This window comes from Vibrio syngnathi (genome assembly GCF_002119525.1).
GTDB classification, from domain to species: Bacteria; Pseudomonadota; Gammaproteobacteria; order Enterobacterales; family Vibrionaceae; genus Vibrio; species Vibrio syngnathi.
Map to the genome: position 1 here is coordinate 1639864 of NZ_CP017916.1, position 16831 is coordinate 1656694.

Annotated in this window: 19 protein-coding genes and 1 pseudogene; 8 read left to right on the forward strand and 12 right to left on the reverse strand. The window is 41.5% G+C overall.

The genetic code is table 11. From position 1 onward, the window contains the following. Window positions 1-7: 7 nt before the first annotated feature. Window positions 8-1441, reverse strand: coding sequence for a cytochrome-c oxidase, cbb3-type subunit I (gene ccoN / locus K08M4_RS07665; protein ID WP_009846707.1), 1434 nt, complete (start codon window positions 1439-1441; stop codon window positions 8-10). A 252-nt stretch (window positions 1442-1693) separates the two neighbouring features. Between ccoN and K08M4_RS07670 the strand changes: the two genes are divergently transcribed. The 4 genes and pseudogenes from K08M4_RS07670 to K08M4_RS07685 form a co-directional block, all read left to right on the forward strand. Beyond that, window positions 1694-2059, forward strand: a complete 366-nt coding sequence (locus tag K08M4_RS07670) for a hypothetical protein (RefSeq protein WP_086049453.1) — start codon at window positions 1694-1696, stop codon at window positions 2057-2059. A gap of 115 nt (window positions 2060-2174) precedes the next feature. Then, on the forward strand, window positions 2175-3359 hold the full coding sequence (locus K08M4_RS07675; protein WP_086049454.1) for an FIST signal transduction protein: 1185 nt from the start codon (window positions 2175-2177) through the stop codon (window positions 3357-3359). Then, complete coding sequence (locus tag K08M4_RS07680; protein WP_086049455.1) at window positions 3359-5083, forward strand: ATP-binding protein; 1725 nt, start codon at window positions 3359-3361, stop codon at window positions 5081-5083. Before K08M4_RS07675 ends, K08M4_RS07680 begins: the two co-directional genes overlap by 1 nt. A gap of 283 nt (window positions 5084-5366) precedes the next feature. Next, window positions 5367-6290, forward strand: a pseudogene (locus K08M4_RS07685) (ISNCY family transposase); the annotation flags it as partial. Window positions 6291-6456: 166 nt separating this feature from the next. Here K08M4_RS07685 and K08M4_RS07690 read toward each other — a convergent pair. The 8 genes from K08M4_RS07690 to K08M4_RS07725 form a co-directional block, all read right to left on the reverse strand. Beyond that, on the reverse strand, window positions 6457-6759 hold the full coding sequence (locus tag K08M4_RS07690; protein ID WP_086049456.1) for a type II toxin-antitoxin system RelE/ParE family toxin: 303 nt from the start codon (window positions 6757-6759) through the stop codon (window positions 6457-6459). After that, window positions 6747-7004, reverse strand: a complete 258-nt coding sequence (locus K08M4_RS07695) for a type II toxin-antitoxin system Phd/YefM family antitoxin (protein WP_016787072.1) — start codon at window positions 7002-7004, stop codon at window positions 6747-6749. The genes K08M4_RS07690 and K08M4_RS07695 overlap by 13 nt, the downstream gene beginning before the upstream one ends. Window positions 7005-7175: 171 nt before the next feature. Beyond that, on the reverse strand, window positions 7176-7730 hold the full coding sequence (locus K08M4_RS07700; RefSeq protein ID WP_232460231.1) for a Cap15 family cyclic dinucleotide receptor domain-containing protein: 555 nt from the start codon (window positions 7728-7730) through the stop codon (window positions 7176-7178). A gap of 59 nt (window positions 7731-7789) precedes the next feature. After that, window positions 7790-8149 (reverse strand): mCpol domain-containing protein, encoded by a 360-nt coding sequence (locus tag K08M4_RS07705; protein WP_086049458.1) that lies wholly within the window; start codon window positions 8147-8149, stop codon window positions 7790-7792. 190 nt (window positions 8150-8339) lie between these two features. Beyond that, window positions 8340-8975 (reverse strand): Cap15 family cyclic dinucleotide receptor domain-containing protein, encoded by a 636-nt coding sequence (locus tag K08M4_RS07710; protein ID WP_086049459.1) that lies wholly within the window; start codon window positions 8973-8975, stop codon window positions 8340-8342. Beyond that, complete coding sequence (locus K08M4_RS07715; RefSeq protein ID WP_086049460.1) at window positions 8975-9874, reverse strand: nucleotidyltransferase domain-containing protein; 900 nt, start codon at window positions 9872-9874, stop codon at window positions 8975-8977. The genes K08M4_RS07710 and K08M4_RS07715 overlap by 1 nt, the downstream gene beginning before the upstream one ends. A gap of 245 nt (window positions 9875-10119) precedes the next feature. After that, window positions 10120-10314 carry a hypothetical protein gene (locus K08M4_RS22465; protein ID WP_086049461.1) on the reverse strand — a complete coding sequence of 65 codons (195 nt, stop codon included), beginning with the start codon at window positions 10312-10314 and terminating at the stop codon, window positions 10120-10122. Beyond that, on the reverse strand, window positions 10314-10682 hold the full coding sequence (locus tag K08M4_RS07725) for a hypothetical protein (protein WP_086049462.1): 369 nt from the start codon (window positions 10680-10682) through the stop codon (window positions 10314-10316). The genes K08M4_RS22465 and K08M4_RS07725 overlap by 1 nt, the downstream gene beginning before the upstream one ends. Before the next feature lie 169 nt (window positions 10683-10851). On the opposite strand from K08M4_RS07725, the gene K08M4_RS21960 reads away from it, so the two are divergent. The 3 genes from K08M4_RS21960 to K08M4_RS07745 all read left to right on the forward strand — a co-directional run bounded on the left by K08M4_RS21960 (window position 10852) and on the right by K08M4_RS07745 (window position 13564). Next, a protein-coding gene (locus K08M4_RS21960; RefSeq protein WP_157665735.1) for an IS630 family transposase occupies window positions 10852-11887 on the forward strand; the annotation gives its coding sequence in 2 pieces (ribosomal slippage) (window positions 10852-11310 and window positions 11312-11887; 1035 coding nt in all). A 120-nt stretch (window positions 11888-12007) separates the two neighbouring features. Continuing rightward, window positions 12008-12607 (forward strand): outer membrane beta-barrel protein, encoded by a 600-nt coding sequence (locus K08M4_RS07740; RefSeq protein WP_086049464.1) that lies wholly within the window; start codon window positions 12008-12010, stop codon window positions 12605-12607. Window positions 12608-12961: 354 nt separating this feature from the next. Beyond that, window positions 12962-13564 carry a DUF2971 domain-containing protein gene (locus tag K08M4_RS07745; RefSeq protein ID WP_086050405.1) on the forward strand — a complete coding sequence of 201 codons (603 nt, stop codon included), beginning with the start codon at window positions 12962-12964 and terminating at the stop codon, window positions 13562-13564. A gap of 160 nt (window positions 13565-13724) precedes the next feature. Here K08M4_RS07745 and K08M4_RS07750 read toward each other — a convergent pair whose 3' ends face one another. The 3 genes from K08M4_RS07750 to matP all read right to left on the reverse strand — a co-directional run bounded on the left by K08M4_RS07750 (window position 13725) and on the right by matP (window position 14928). Further along, on the reverse strand, window positions 13725-14036 hold the full coding sequence (locus tag K08M4_RS07750) for a hypothetical protein (protein WP_086049465.1): 312 nt from the start codon (window positions 14034-14036) through the stop codon (window positions 13725-13727). 104 nt (window positions 14037-14140) lie between these two features. Continuing rightward, a complete protein-coding gene (locus tag K08M4_RS07755) occupies window positions 14141-14449 on the reverse strand; it encodes a DUF3634 family protein (protein WP_012603889.1) in 309 nt (102 codons plus the stop codon). A 23-nt stretch (window positions 14450-14472) separates the two neighbouring features. Next, complete coding sequence (gene matP, locus K08M4_RS07760) at window positions 14473-14928, reverse strand: macrodomain Ter protein MatP (RefSeq protein ID WP_009846670.1); 456 nt, start codon at window positions 14926-14928, stop codon at window positions 14473-14475. A 189-nt stretch (window positions 14929-15117) separates the two neighbouring features. Between matP and K08M4_RS07765 the strand changes: the two genes are divergently transcribed. Beyond that, window positions 15118-16770, forward strand: a complete 1653-nt coding sequence (locus tag K08M4_RS07765) for an AAA family ATPase (protein WP_086049466.1) — start codon at window positions 15118-15120, stop codon at window positions 16768-16770. Window positions 16771-16831: the final 61 nt, after the last annotated feature.

The window sequence follows — 16831 nt, forward strand, 5'->3', positions numbered from 1 at the left end:
AATCTCCTTAAGCCGGTTGAGGGATAGCTTTAAGGCTATCTTTAGGTGCAGAAACAGTTTTGTACGTGTTGTATGCCATTAAGAACATACCAGATAGGAAGATGAAGCCCCCTAAGAAACGTACAAAGTAGAACGGGTAAGATGCTTCTACAGATTCAACGAAGCTGTAAGTTAATGTACCGTCAGAGTTAACCGCACGCCACATCAGGCCTTGCATCACACCAGAGATCCACATTGCAACAATGTAGAAAACCGTACCAATCGTTGCTAACCAGAAGTGAACATTGATTAGAGATACAGAGTACATACGCTCTTGACCAAATAGTTTAGGAACTAAGTGGTAAACCGAACCGATAGAAACCATCGCAACCCAACCTAGCGCACCAGAGTGAACGTGACCGATAGTCCAGTCCGTGTAGTGAGACAGTGCGTTAACCGTTTTGATTGCCATCATTGGGCCTTCGAAAGTCGACATGCCGTAGAATGATAGAGAAACGATTAGGAAACGTAGGATAGGGTCGTAGCGTAGCTTATGCCACGCACCAGATAGAGTCATAATACCGTTGATCATGCCACCCCAAGATGGAGCAAACAGAACCAAAGACATAACCATACCTAGAGACTGAGTCCAGTCTGGAAGTGCTGTGTAGTGTAGGTGGTGAGGACCAGCCCAAATATACAGAGACACAAGAGCCCAGAAGTGAACAATCGACAAACGGTAAGAGTAAACAGGGCGACCAGCTTGTTTAGGAACGAAGTAATACATCATACCTAGGAAACCAGCTGTCAATAGGAAGCCTACCGCATTGTGTCCGTACCACCATTGCACCATTGCATCGATCGCACCGGAATAAATCGAGTACGATTTAAACGCAGATACAGGAACAGCCAGGCTGTTAACGATGTGCAACACGGCAACCGTGATGATGAAGGCTCCGAAGAACCAGTTAGCTACATAAATGTGCGATGTCTTACGCTTAATCATGGTTCCGAAGAACACGACCGCATAAGCTACCCACACAAGAGTAATAGCAATATCGATTGGCCATTCAAGTTCTGCGTATTCTTTACCAGAGGTTAAACCCAACGGTAAAGTAATTGCAGCGGACAGGATAATCGCTTGCCAACCCCAAAAGGTAAAGGCTACGAGAGGGCCACCAAAGAGACGCGTCTGACAGGTACGTTGCACAACATAATATGATGTTGCAAACAGCGCACTTGTACCGAACGCAAAAATAACCGCATTAGTATGCAGGGGACGTAAACGACTGTACGTCAGCCACGGCGTATCAAAGTTTAGCTGTGGCCAAACTAATTGAGCGGCAATCAAAACACCAACGCCCATACCGACAATACCCCACAAAATTGTAACGAGGGTAAATTGACGGACGACCGTATAGTTGTAGTTTTGTTCAAGCTGCTTTTCTTGGCTCATTTGCATGCTTCCAATTTCTTATTTACTACACTTTACTTCCAACACGACTCACGTCGTAATGCCACCCAAATTAGAAAAGGAAATTCAGCCTATTCAGAGCTTTATTTCCACTTGCTGATTTTAAAAAAAAGTGGCATTTTCAACGCGACACTATACTTGAATTAACAAATCAATGACAGAGTAGTAACCTTACGCTTGGTCTGGAATTGGATTTTTATTTAAAAACTTTGAACTTTGTAACAAGGAGTAAAGATTATAATGGCGGCACAAAAGCTAACAAAAGGCAGGCTTGTTCAAATTATCGTCATGTTGGTTATTTTAATAGCGGCATTTACTTGGAGAACAGTAACATACGATAATCACGAAACAGTAAGCTGTATAATTTCAAAACCGTGTGAATTTGGTATTGATAATCATAATGTTTTAATTTCGGGCGATAGATCAGGGTATTCAATCGAAACATCTAAAACTGGCAAATTTATCATTAGCTACAATGAGAGTGGAATTCTAGAAGAAAAAGGGCCATCGAATTGGCTGTTACAAACTAATGATAAGACCTCCTCAATAACAGTTACATTTCCACAACAGATAGCCACATTTTCTGTAAACCTTTCTAAGGAATAACACAGTAACAAGTTAGTCTCGCCTCAATTCTTTTGATAGAAATATGTACTAAGTCAGTGAAATAGATTGTATAAAAGTGTTATAAAGAGAGCATTAATAAAATCTTCCGAGATCTATGAAATTTCTATCAAAAGTCTCTTATTCCCTAGACGCTAAAATCGCAGTAGATGAGCTGCTCAGTGGGGTGGCAAACCCTGTCGATATTGCCTGTCTTATCTGCTACTGCACCGAAGAGTACTCCACACTTGCTGTGCAGAGATATTTCGTAGATGCGCTCCCGAATACACCAATACATGGCTGCACCACTTGTCACGGTATTATGACCGAAACAGGGTTCCATTCAGGCCCTGTGATTGGGATACTCATCATCTATGATTCCGGGATCAATGCCTACGGTACCGGCATCTGTCACTTTGGCGATTCCATAGAACGTAGTACGTTCAGCGCCATCGATAAAGCATTAAAGAACGCCAACCGAGAAGGTGAAATACCCGATCTTATCTTGCTCCATTCCACCCCAGGTAATGAAGAGAAGGTGATGGCGGCTATCGATAACAAATTTGGCACAGAGGTGCCGATTATTGGTGGAAGCGCAGCAGACAATCAAGTGTCTGGAAATTGGAGTATCTTTACCGAAGAAGCTCTTGCTATTAATGGCGTCTCTTTAACGGTGTTTTTTGCGTCACAATCCATCTATTCATCTTTTAGCGCCGGTCATACACCCACCCAGTATTCAGGCACCGTCACCAAAGTAAGAAATCGAATATTGTTAGAGATCGACCATAGGCCTGCGACCACCGTTTATAATGAATGGACTGATTTTCATTTAGGTGGCAGTGATGATGGGTATATTTTTGAAAAGTCGACAGTTTATCCATTAGGCCGAAAGGTCGGCTCTTCTTACGACTACCCATATTTCAAGTTATCGCATTCGATCAGAGAAACTGAGTGTAACGGTATCGAGTTGTTCACTGATATCAATGAAGGTGACACCATCTATTTGATGCAAGGCTCTAAGCAACAACTTATCAGCCGTGCCGCTAACATCATTCATTCGTCTTACTATAATGATATGGATCTTGAAGAAAAATTAGGGGCGATCAACATATTCTGTGCAGGACCAATGCTGCACCTAAAACAAGATATGGATGAGGTTTGTGACCAAATCAATCACGCACTTGGTGGGCTTCCATACATATGTCCATTTACGTTTGGTGAGCAAGGCAGACTCTCTGGTGGTGAGAATGCGCACGGAAATTTGATGGTATCGTCTGCAACGTTTTATAGGCTGAAAAAGTAATGGATACTGAAGACCAGGAAGCGCTGCAAGAAGCTCGTATTGAACTCCAAAAACTAAAGGTCCGTGAACGTAAATTAGCTGAAGAGAATAGGGTGATCCTATCGACTATCTCTGCGATCAGTAAGGCGAGTAACATATCTGAAATATTTTCTAGTCTCGAATTCGCACTCAAAAAATACATAAAGTTTGATGATTTTATTGTGGTATCAAGAGTAGGGAATGAAGGTAGTTTCAAAACCCTGTTAACCAATAACAAAGTATTCGAACAAATGAATTGGACAGATTGTGGCAAGCTATCGCGAGTCATTAATGGAGAATGTGCCATTCTTTTTGAACCCAAATCTCTGGGTGAATTCAGCACTTTGCATCCCATTATCCTAGACCAAATTAACTCCGTACTGATTACTGGTATTGATAGCGGGCTAACACAATCCGTTATCATCTTTATCCATTCCAATACCAAACACTTTAGTATTGAAACCAAAGCCACTCTAAACCGATTTCGACCGCTGATTGAGCGTGCTGTTTTCGATATTGAAAACAAAGAAAAACTTGAAGCGACAGTCCGAGAACGTACAGCAGAACTCGTAGCAGCAAGAAAAGACGCAGAAAGAGCCAACAAAGCCAAATCTGAATTCTTAGCAATGATGAGTCATGAGTTAAGAACGCCGCTAAACGCCACCATAGGCTTAATCGACACGCTAAAGTCCACACCGCTGAATGATGAACAACAGTCTATATTGTTAAATATGAGTACATCATCTGAACTCCTATTGGCGATCATCAGTGATGTATTGGACTTTTCAAAGATTGAATCTGGATGCTTCTCGTTGGCTCCTCAATGGAGCAACGCAAGAGACACTGTAACTTTTGTTTTATCTGAACAAAAGAAGATAGCAGACGATAAAGGGTTGTCGTTAACCCTAACTAGCGACATTCCAGAAGGTGAACTACATTACATCGACCCAAGTCGCTTAGCACAGATCCTTTTTAATCTCATTGGTAACGCAATAAAGTTCACTGAACACGGGCATGTACATGTTTCTATTACATACCAGCACAGTTCATTCCGTATTAGCGTAGAAGACACCGGAATTGGCATCAGCTCACAGCAACTTTCGTCATTATTCAGTCCGTTCGTGCAAGCCGATAGCACAATCACACGTAGGTTTGGTGGCACTGGCTTAGGTTTAGCAATAACAAAACGACTAGTAGAACTGATGCGCGGGCGTATATCGGTCGAGAGTGAGCCAGGAAAAGGTTCGAAATTTGAAGTGCGGTTACCAGTTCTAACGAGAGTTACGAACAATCAAGAGCATGCTGCAGAAGATAAATACTCGCAAGTTCCAAGAACCCGTTATTCAGTGTTAGTTGTTGAAGACAACCCAACAAATCAGATGGTGATTCAATTGATCCTTGCGCGGCAAGGCCACGAAGTTTTCATCGCAAGCAACGGTGAAGAAGCGATTGGCTTTGTAGAAAGAGGTAATGATCCGATAGACATTATCTTGATGGATGTGTCGATGCCAGTTATGGACGGAATAACCACAACCAAATATATGAGAGACGCAAACATCAAAACACCAATCGTCGCGCTAACGGCACACACATCAGTAGAAGATAAAGTTTCTTGTTTAGATGTCGGTATGAATGATTTCATTACCAAACCTGTAAGAACCAAAGAGATCATTGAAGCAATTGATAGATTAATGCTTGAAGTCTAATAAACGTATTCTTAATCGAAGATTAGGAAATATGTTTATTAGGTATTTTATGGTAAATAGACTTACTGTTAAATAGAATGTCAGTTTGGTAGTCAAACAAGAGGCAGGGCATCACACAAAGATACCTGCCTTATAAACACTAAACCCCGATTTAACATAATATACATAATACGCAGTGTGATTGTTAGAGCAATTTAGTAATGTCCGGTTTGAGCCATTTTAAAATGTCCTCCTAAGCTTACCTATATTGGTCTGCTTAGGAGTTATCCGGATGCTTATTACTATGAGTGAAAAAGATATTTATCGATTTAAGGTTCTGACTGACGTACGTGAAAAACGACTACGCCAAGTTGACGCTGCTGTCATTTTGAATCTATCTGCGCGTCATATCCGGCGTTTGGTGAACCAACTTGTCTCTCTTGGCGCGCAAAGTCTTACACACGCAGCGCGTGGCCGCCCAAGTAATCGACGCCACTCAGAACATTTCAGAATTGAAATACTGAAGCTTATTCGTGAGCATTACTCTGACTTCTCACCAACGTTCGCTCTGGAAAAACTGACTGAACTGCACAATCTATCAGTCTCTAAAGAAACACTCCGTCAATGGATGATCGCCGACGGACTGTGGCTTCCACATGCAAAACGAAAACCTCGAGTATATCAGCCACGTTACCGTCGTGATTGCTTGGGTGAACTTATCCAAATTGACGGCTCCCATCACGACTGGTTTGAAGGTCGCAGCGACAAATGCTGCCTATTGGTGTTCATTGACGATGCGACTGGCCGCTTGATGAACCTAAGATTCAGCGAGACGGAATCCGCGTTTGACTACATGTTAGCGACGCGTGAATACCTCGATGCGCACGGTAAACCCATCGCATTTTACAGCGACAAACACTCCATATTTCGAGTGAATCAGGAGAAACACAAACAAGTTGGCCAAACCCAATACGGGCGCGTGCTGAAAGAGCTGGCGATAGAACTCATTTGTGCCAACAGCTCCCAAGCCAAAGGCCGTGTTGAGCGAGCCAATCTCACGTTGCAAGACCGGCTGGTTAAAGAGATGCGCTTACAAGGCATCAACACCATCGAGCAAGCCAACGTCTGGCTTCCCTACTTCGTCGCCGATTTTAATCATCGCTTTGCTAAGCCTGCTCAATCCCCGAAAAACATGACTTGCTGCCGAGAGATAGTCGATACGCCGAATCTTAATGCCCCTTCGGCACGATGCCGCCGAATGGTGACCAATTTAGCCTCTGTCCATAAGGATACAGGTTTAGTGATACATTGGGATTGGGGGATTTTTTCTTTTTCGCCATGCTTGGAGCCTCTTCGATGTAGGCCATCAGCCTATCAGAGGTAGCACAACCGCTTTACTGTTTGCTCAGCAAAAACCGACGTAAATCTCGCTCCGCGCGCATCACAAACAAGATGTACACTTTGTCACCTTTTTGCTTGTAGAAAACCCGACATGGATTCACTACGACTTCGCGATAATTCAGGTGCTCGAGCTCTGGAGGCAGACGCCCAGACTCGGGAAAGTCGCTGAGGCGTTCAATTTTGTCGAAAATGTTTTGAACCAGCTGTTTGGCCGCGACTAGGTTTTCAAGGGCAATGTATTCCGCGATATCGTTGAGATCCGATAGCGCGGGTTCACTCCAAATCACTTCAGCCATTTTGACATCTTGTCTTTGGCTTCGTCATGACTCAGCGCCTTGCCTTCAGAAATGGCGCGCTCACCGCGTGCGATCCCTTCGAGGATAGCCAAGCGGTTTTGCATAAACTGATAGTCATCGACGTCAACCAAATACGCAGAAGGTTTGCCATGCTCGGTGATCAACACGGGCTCTTTGGTGTCGTGTAGGTCGGCAAGGATTTTGGTCGCTTGACGCTTAAGGGAAGTAACGAGCTCGACTTTCATGAGGATGCCTCCAATAGAAGATTAAAAGTGATACAATTGTATCACTTTTAATCTTACAAGTTTAGTGCAGCATAAGGTAAAGCGTTTAGAGAAATGCCTAAATAAGTTGTCAAATTACCGCGCTAAATCTATCCGAACATCGCAAAATCTAAAGCTGGCACTCTTTATTACTTAATAGTAGGACACATCAACTCTATTGTTTTTCGACACTTGGGTAAGATAAATACGCCCAACCGTTTTTCTATCCGTATAATAATTACCTGATAGACTCAAGCTACGCTCATTTTCTAAAACATCAAATAAGGTTGAGCCATCATAAGGCGTACGACCAACTATCCGAGAGGTTGAACGATAAACGTAATATAACTTCTTTTGGCCTTGTTCCATGGTTGGAGTGCATTCTAACGTAACTGACTTTACATCCTTCCCATGCATATCAATTTCAGTCAGAAGAAGCCCTTGCCTAATAACCGCACGAACATCAATTTCTAAACCAGTTTCAGTCATAACGCAACCAACCCACTCACCATTGAGGTCGGGGTATAAGCTGCCATTGAACCACTTCAATAGTCCCCAAATTTTTCTAGCACAAAAAGGGATTAAGAGAATGAAAATTACAAAAGTAGATACAAAAGAAGATATTGTGATTATTTTATAAAGATCCCAACTAGGAAAAATATATTGCTTAATCAATGTATATACGCCAACACTTAGCAATGTTGACATTATGATCAACACCTTTAGCAAGGTGCTAACTTGTATGATTTTAAACACGTTTTTCTCTATTATTTAATCGTATAATCGCATAGTTTATTTTTACCACTACTTTTAGCGTCAAGTAATGCTACATAAGCTTCTTTCAGCGAAGAGCCCACCCCAGCAGAAAACGTAAATGTGTTGGAAGGCAATCCTTGTATCCTTTCAAATAATCTAGCGCTGTCGAAGCAATTACCTGACTTACCAACCACTCCATCAGCCGCACAAAAAACAATCTCAAAGCCATTCTCGATTAGCAATTGAGCAATCTGATCAGCAGCGTTTACTAATGACGCGCTCACTTGATAAAGGTTTTCCTCATCATTGTTGAGGTAGAATGATGTAATTTTCCGCCCTACATCATCCCCGTCAATCGTTATATATTTCATAAAATCGCCTTAAATCAAAAATTTGGACTTATTATAACAATACAGTATCAACAGAGAAATGATTTACGGCATCATCAGAAGCTATTCATCTTGTTGTAGGTTACAACTCAACAACACCGCCTTAAAGACGATGACGAAACCTAACCTTAGACTGAAAATACCAAGTGTTAGGAATCTGTCTTAAATGCGATTATTGGTGCGGAAGCTCATTTGAAGCTTGTTCATAATTGTCACAATACTTGAGAGCTCTATCGACAAACTTGATGCTTCCTTTGGTGCCGCGATCAGTCCAATAATGCCCTTCTAGCGCATAGGCAGGCATACCGTGGACTTCCAGTGAAAATGAACCATGATGTATTTCGCTTCTAGTCCCTTGAAGCTCAATCTTAGGTTCATTTCTATAAACACCAACAAATTTGAACAATTCTCCATCTTCTTGAGGCTCAATGCTATGAGCAATAAGAACAGATTTAGATTCTTCCGTCATTAAACGTAAACTTAAAGATGTCAATGTTTGTCTAACAACGGCGTAACCATAGATTGTCGGAATTGTTTCATTGGTAACAGGATTCACCCAGTTACTTTGCATTTCAACTTTCCACGTTCCCCTCAAGTCTGGTCTCTTCACGTACCAACCGTTGATCAGCTTCCATGACCACATGTACTTATTAAACAAAGCTACAAAGGCTGATATGGAGCCGACTACTATTCCAAAAGGTTTCAAGAATTCTATACTCAAAACGGGCATACCTTGGAACCACAAGGCAACTAACCATACAGCAATAGTTAAGCCAATAAACGATGAGATATGTAATCTAGTCAGCATTATTCGTATCCAATATAGTCCCAGGCATCACTTAAAAATTGATGGGCGCTAGAACGTGTCCACTGTTGCGGTCCTCTAAACAAATATTTCAACTCACTAACCTCACCCCATTCCGAACACTTGTCATCGGAACGAGTATCATTAAAAAGGTTGGCTAAAACTGCTCTAACCATAGGTTTATATTGAGTGTGTTCGAAAGCTGAATTTGGAGCATTAAACACCAAGCATTCAATCAAAAAACTAGGTGCTTCTTTAGCCGACTTAATACCATTTTTCGACATTTCATTTGATAGAGTCTTGAGGACTCTAACAACTCTTTTATATCTTCTATTCGTAACAGTATTTTTTTGAACTCCGTTGTCATAATGTTGTTCGGGCCAATTAATAACACTAGGTGGGCTTAAATCATCAGGGATCATCTCAACCCCAGAAAGGTGACGATTAACAGCTGTATATCTACGATGTTCAAAAAAAGCAGCAACATCAGATTCCACACGATAACTATTTTCTTTTATGTCAAAAGACTTGCTGCCTCGGGAAATTGATGTTCTGCCAAAGTGCGCGATTAAGGCTTCTTCAAGCTCATTTTTGAATGATGAATATTCATAGCTTGCAGGAACAAAGCTTTTCGCAAGTTCAACTTTCACATTATCATCGGTGTAATTTGGAAAGTACGAATCGTAACAAACAACCCCAACATCAACATCGCTATCTTGTTTTACGTTAACCCGATTACGATATGAACCTTGAGTAAAGACCTTGATGTTTCTATTTTTAAGTTTTTCACTAGCTTGGATAGCTTTACGAATTTGTCGTTCAGCGTTTTCCGCTCTGGTTTGCTCAGTCTGACTTGGGCCTTTTGCCCAAGTTGAGAAAACCGATTCCCAATCTCTACTCATTAATACCAAACCTCAAATGATAATTCCTAATCAATGATACATGGGCAAAATACCTTAAGTTCAATGGGGTTATGTAAAAAGAGAGCCAATTAGAAAGTTTGTAGTTGCACTACGCAGATTTACTTAAAAAAAGGCTACTTCCTACGAAAGCAGCCTATTCTAGTTTCAATTATCGGCGTTTCTTATAGCGTTTTCGTGTGGTGTTCGCCCGAACCACTCGCCCATTTTTGAGCGTGTAGCCCTTCTTAAGTTGGCCGTTTGGTCGGCGGCCTTTGCACTTGTGTCCTTTCATTCGGTATCTCCAGTTTTCGTATCCGTTGCTCTTGGTCTTGCTGCACTCGCTTTATCCAATTGATGTCTGTTTTTAAAGCCGCAATCGTGCCAAGGCTTGAGACTCCACCTGTAATAAGAGCGATGATTAACGCATCGAGATACGCCATCACTTCGTTTTCCATCGAGAAGCGTAGTATTCAAGTAGGTATCGCACCATGGCACGCATGCCTAGCATATCGACCACAACGGCGCCAACTACAAACCAATAAGGGCTAGGGATGTTCTGCAGCGCATTGAAGCCTTGTTCGACATACGGCGCGTAATTAGGAATGAAAGACAAGATGAGCGGCACGAAGACGACTAACAAGATAAATTCATCCTTAAATCCCCTATCTCGAATGCTGATTTCATCAAGGCTGCTGGCCTGCTCTTCGCCATTTTGCAATCGACGCACCCTCGCATGATGCTTGTCATTGTCGAGTTCATCTTTACGCTTTAACGCCTCAACTTTGTTTTGATTAAGCAGTTTCCCTATCCACCACCTTGTTGTGTTCGGCTAAAGGCATACTGATTGTGTAAATATAAAGCGATACGGCTAAAATCAAATCATGTTGCTTCTGTATTGATGTTTATATCGATAATAATACCAATTAAAGTAAAAATGTGATCTAATTAAGGCCGTCGAACTCTTACAGAAAATCGTCATGGATAGCCTTAATAATACTGATTTTAAAAAGCTAGCAAGCCAACAAAAAACCATTCAAATGAAGGTTCGCTTGCTAGCACTAGCCCACTTCAAAGAAGGTCACTCGCGCACTCAAATTGCCAAATACCTTAAAGTCAGTCGAACTAGTGTAAACAAATGGGTTCAAGTATTTCTTGCAGAAGGATTGGAAGGGCTTCAAGAAAAACCTCGCACAGGCAGACCTGCATACCTCAATGCAGAACAACGAAAACAACTCAGTGCATTCATTAAGAAAGAAGCAGAGTCCCCTTCAGGCGGGCGCCTTGTCGGGAGCGATATACATGACTACATCGTGAAAAACTTTGATAAATACTACCACCCTAATTCTATCTATTATCTCCTCGACCACATGGGCTTCTCTTGGATAACTTCTCGCTCCAAACACCCTAAACAATCACAGCAAATCCAAGACGATTTTAAAAAAATTCAAAATAGAAACGATCCTTAAGATCCCCGGCCATATCGGGCTAGAGAGTGTTGATGTCTGGTTTCAAGATGAAGCTAGGTTTGGTCAGCAGAACACAACGACACGTCTTTGGGCGACTCGTGGAACGAGGCCTCGCGTGGTAAAACAACAGCAATTTGAATACGCTTATTTGTTTGGTTCGGTATGCCCTGAAAGAGGAATTGGCGAAGCCATAGTGGTTCCTTGGGTTAACAAGGACATAATGACAAATCACTTAGAGCAGATATCTAAGGCTACAGAAAAAGGACGTCATGCTGTCGTTATAATGGATGGTGCAGGCTGGCATACCGATGATATTGCGAGAGAATTTAATAACGTCAGTACTATTAAGCTTCCTCCCTACTCGCCAGAGCTTAACCCTATAGAGCAAGTTTGGAGTTGGTTGCGACAACATTATCTAGCGAATCAAAGTTTCACGGATTATAACGACATTGTTTCCAAGGTTTGTCGCGCTTGGAATGAATTTCTTGAGTGCAAAGATCGTGTCACAAAAATGAGCAGAAGGGATTGGATAAACCTGATCAGTTAATTTTCCGGATTGGTATAAGTTCATAAAATCAGATGGTTACACAAAACCATTGTTAGTTTAAAAGCTCTACATTTGGTAAGGTATTCAAGGAATCAATAACTTATTATATAAAGGCTTAATATGAAAATCGGTATGGTTGCCCTATCACTATTCACCGCTTTTGGCATGAGTTCATACGCGCTTGCTAATGAAAATGACACAGCAGCTAAAGATCTTGGTCATTTTTATGCAGGTGTTGATGTCGGATTTTACAATGAAACCGAATTAGAATACCGCGGTAGCAAAATTGAAGATTCTTCTGATCTAGCTGACTTGAGTTATAACTTAGTTGGCGGTTATGAGTTCAATACACACGATGTAGTAAAGCTGGGATTAGAAGCGGAGTACCGAAAAATTGGCAAAGTTAACTTTGCTCAAATGATGGATATTGAAGGCCAAGCCTTCTTCGTGAATGTTAAACCCAAATTCATCGTTAAAGGTGACGTCTTGGATTTGTATGTCTCCCTGTTAGCAGGCGTTGGATCTATTGATACGGAAATCAAAGCCTTTGGACTCTCAGATTCTAAATCTGAGGCCGCTTACCAAATCGGTGGAGAATTTGGCGCAATAATTACCGATAACATCGACGTTCATATCGGTTACCGCTCTGCACATATTGAAATAGAATCCATCGATGTTTCATCCAAAACAGCATACATTGGTGCAAGATACCATTTCTAAAGTTCCTTCAATGGCTAGACCAATTTATTGCGGTCAACTAGCCTAACATTGCAAATAGTCCGATCTCTTTGAGGTCGGATTTGCCACTATTGGTTCACTTAACTTCCTTTACATTGCCTCCAAATATAGGCATATTCCTCCACCAATATAAAGTTACGTTGCAACTTATTAGAAAAACCAGCGCTACTGCAAGATAAATCACTCAAACAGGCTGCTATTTCGTGTTTAAATTTTGATCTATCAATCAGTTATATGATTAAACTTGGTGACTAAGCAAGCAAACACTATGCATTCACGCTTACATTATGAATTATAGTGTTAACATCAGACAATGTTGTAAACCAGGTGTTTGATATGTTGCCTAAACTTTATAAGTTCAGATCTCTTCACGATAGAAACATACAATCGATATCCGAGTGTTCGTTGTGGTTTGATTCCGCGAAGACCTTTAATAACCCTTTTGAATCTCATCACCTGTTCAACAAAGAACTTCAGAATGACTTCAAGGTTATGTGCTTCTCTCAATCGAATGACCATCCCATACTTTGGTCTCAGTATGGTGATAACTTTAAAGGTATGTGTATTGAGTATGATCTTAACTGTTATCACGGTGAGGCAGATCTCAATTGCTTTGAAGTTCAGTATGCTGACAACCCAAGCATGCTTAGTACTCCTTCGCTAGTTGACTTAAAAGCATCGAGATTAGCCGCGAGCTTACTTGGAATCAAACATTCAAACTGGCGTTACGAAAAAGAATATCGCTGGGTACTGCCCAATGAAGAGATTATTGGCAACAAGCTGTATCTGAATAAAGAGTGTATAAGCTCTGTGATTCTCTCAGAACACGCTCCTGCCGATAGAAAACTAAAGGTACTGATGACTTGCCAACACCTCGGCATCCCCGTTAAACACGCTGTCGCTAAACAAGATTCGTGTACATTTGGCACGTTCTGTTAAATAGATATCAGTAAAATGAACGCCCTACGAGACATATTTGCTTATATAAGGTGACAGTGCAACAAACTGGCATCTAACTCAGTTCACCGTAATTCACTCGTTTTCATTGGCATTTTAAGCAATCATATTAATACCATTTAGTTATAGTGCATTAGTTTGGTCAATTTGTGATATGAAGTCGGATGTATTTCTCTGGGAAACTGTATTTGAACTGTTTCTTGGTTGGTAAGTGCTGTTTCGCCTGTCTACAAGCTTTACTATCGCCGGATGTTCTCACTCTCTTGATTTTTGTATAACCTTTGGAGTGCTTCATTTCAATCATCAGGTCACAATAACCATCGATTTCAACATTGCTCTTTTTTAGGCCTTTCATGACCGTCGCTTTGATTTTTTTGGCTACGGGATTAACCAATGCATCGTCGGGAAATACGACTAGGGATAAAAAAAACAACAAAAGGATTAGATATCTCATACTGTTCTCCTTTATTGGAACTGAGAACAGTATGACGATGGTTAAGGCAAGCGAAGAACTAACTTAGTATGAAAATTGACAAGATAAGACGTAATTCTTGACCATTACGCCTTCTTTGAGCCTTTAGATTTGAAGCCGTTATGTGGGAATACATTACGAATACGTTGTTGCACGTTCTTAGGTACATCCTTTGTGAACTTGAGATTATAACCAGAGCGCTTTGCGTACACTTTTAATTCACCTTTAAAAGTGTTGTTGTGGCCAATCTCTTGAAGGTTGTGCTTAAAGCTCGGTGGAAGATGACCTTTAACTTGTTCGATCGCCCCATCGTTAAATTTGATTTTCAATACCGGCCTATCAACCGCGACTAACCAAAAAACCAACGCTGCACCGATTAAGATTACATACATCATAATGTCACCACTACTGTTGATGATTATTTATCGTCAGAAAGGAGCTTGCTTAAATCTTCTTTAAGATTGGTTACTGTCTTGCTGGCCTGTTCACTGCGAGATGCTTCGCTCACCAAATACTCAATAGCATCTGATAGCGTACAACCTAGCTCGTTCGCTCGCTGGGATAGCTTTTCCCATACACGATAATCAAGGTCGATTGATTTCTTCTTGGTGTGAACTTGTTCAGCATTAAAGTGACGCTTTCGCTTAGCTCGGATCGCTTGCTTAAGCTTGTTATCGAGCTCAGGAGACATGTTGTCAGATATCCACTCAAGAACACCTGTTGGTTGGTGTTCAAGCTTCAATAAGGCTTGTACAGCAACGTCAGCTTCACTTGAATCAATATGGCAGGTGATCGACTCGCCTTCTTTCCATTTTTTGACCAGATAGTTCCATTTCCAACCACATTCCAAGTTTTCAAGTTGCTGATATTTCATGTCTAATCTCGAGAGTTAATCCTAGTGACAGCGTAACCCAAAATAGGCTATTTAACAATTGTTGTCTTGAAAGAATAGACCAAGATCATACTTATATTAGCTTAGTGATTAGTAACTACAACATAGAGCTACAAGCGAGATCGGTTTTTCTATATACTCCCTACCTCATTATCATAATCAGAAACTTAAATGACTCTAGTAGATTGGCGACATGTTACGCCTCAGTACGACGAATATAGCGCTCAATTAGAGCAATTCCCTGACATCTCGCCTTTCCCATTTTCAGACATTCAACATAGATTCAACGATGCGCTAACCCGCTTTGTCCGCTTGTCCAATCTTTCGCGTGTTTTACTTGTCAACGCTCCGGACAATTCGATCTATCGTCAAATGATTGTTGAATCTTTAGTAACTGCTCTAGATGATCACACGTTACCAGTAATAAAAACTGAGTCTTTAAATGCTGTCTCTCTGTTTGACCAAGTTCAATCAAAAGACGGCCAAGTCGTTGCGACAATGCCTGGCTTACTGGCTAGAGCGAACAATGGTTATCTGATTGTTTCAGCCAACTTGATTCTAGCAAACCCGGGAAGCTGGTTACTGCTTAAATCTGCACTTCTTGGTGAGGCCGTAGAGCCCATCAGTAGCAACCCTGAACACTTAAACCAATCTCCATCTTTACCGCTTACCTACAATATTAAGTTGATTGTGGTTGGAGACCGAGCTCAACTCGGCGATCTTGATTACCTAGACAGTGATATTCAAACCGGTTTCTGCCTATTCAGTGAAATTGAACAAGACATAAAGCTAACAGAAGAGACGTTGACTCAATATCTTGGTTACCTTAAATGGCTCCAACAACGTTATGAACTGCCAAACATCACGCAACAAGCTGTGACAGGCATTCTTACTGCTGGAGCAAGAGAAACTGAAGACCAAAGCTATATACCGTTATGCCCGATTTGGCACAATGCGTTATTGAACGAAGCTTTGATTGAAGCCGACCATGGTGAGATTGATGGTCACCATATTCAGCAAGCACAACAACACAAATACAACCGCGAATCGTACTTACCTGAACGTGCTCTTGATGATATTCGAGATGGCCAAGTTATTATCGAAACCGAGGGTGAACAAGTTGGACAAGTTAATGGTCTGACGGTTATCGATGTACCAGGACACCCTGTATCGTATGGTGAACCAGCCCGAATTTCATGTGTTATCCACTTTGGTGATGGTGATATTGCCGACGTTGAGCGCAAAGCGGAACTCGGTGGTAACCTTCACGCCAAAGGTATGATGATCATGCAAGCGTTTGTAAGCAGCGCATTAAACCTTGAAGATCCGTTGCCCTATGCTGCTTCTGTTGTGTTTGAGCAATCATACTGCGAAGTTGACGGCGACAGTGCTTCTCTTGCTGAGCTTTGCTCTTTGGTCAGCGCTTTGTCGGAATACCCTATCAATCAACAAATAGCGGTAACTGGTGCTGTCGACCAATTCGGTCGTGTACAAGCAGTTGGTGGGCTAAACGAGAAAATCGAAGGCTTCTATCATGTGTGTAAACACAACGGATTAACAGGCGAGCAAGGTGTGATCCTTCCAAGATCTAACTTACGACATCTTGCTCTGAAGCCTGACCTAATTGAAAGCATCAAAAACAAAGAATTCCATATTTGGTCTGTCTCTAATGTAGATGAAGCTATTCCTCTTATTATGAACGCACCATTTAGAGACGATGAACAAGAAAGCGTTCTGAGCAAAATTGCGGAACGTATTGAAAACTTTGAAAGACATGAGCACCCTATTGGAATTGTTGGACGCATTAAAAACTGGTTTGTCTAGTACTGATCGGACTTGTTTAGCGTACACCTGTTCACTAATATGCACCTATCAAAAATTGGAG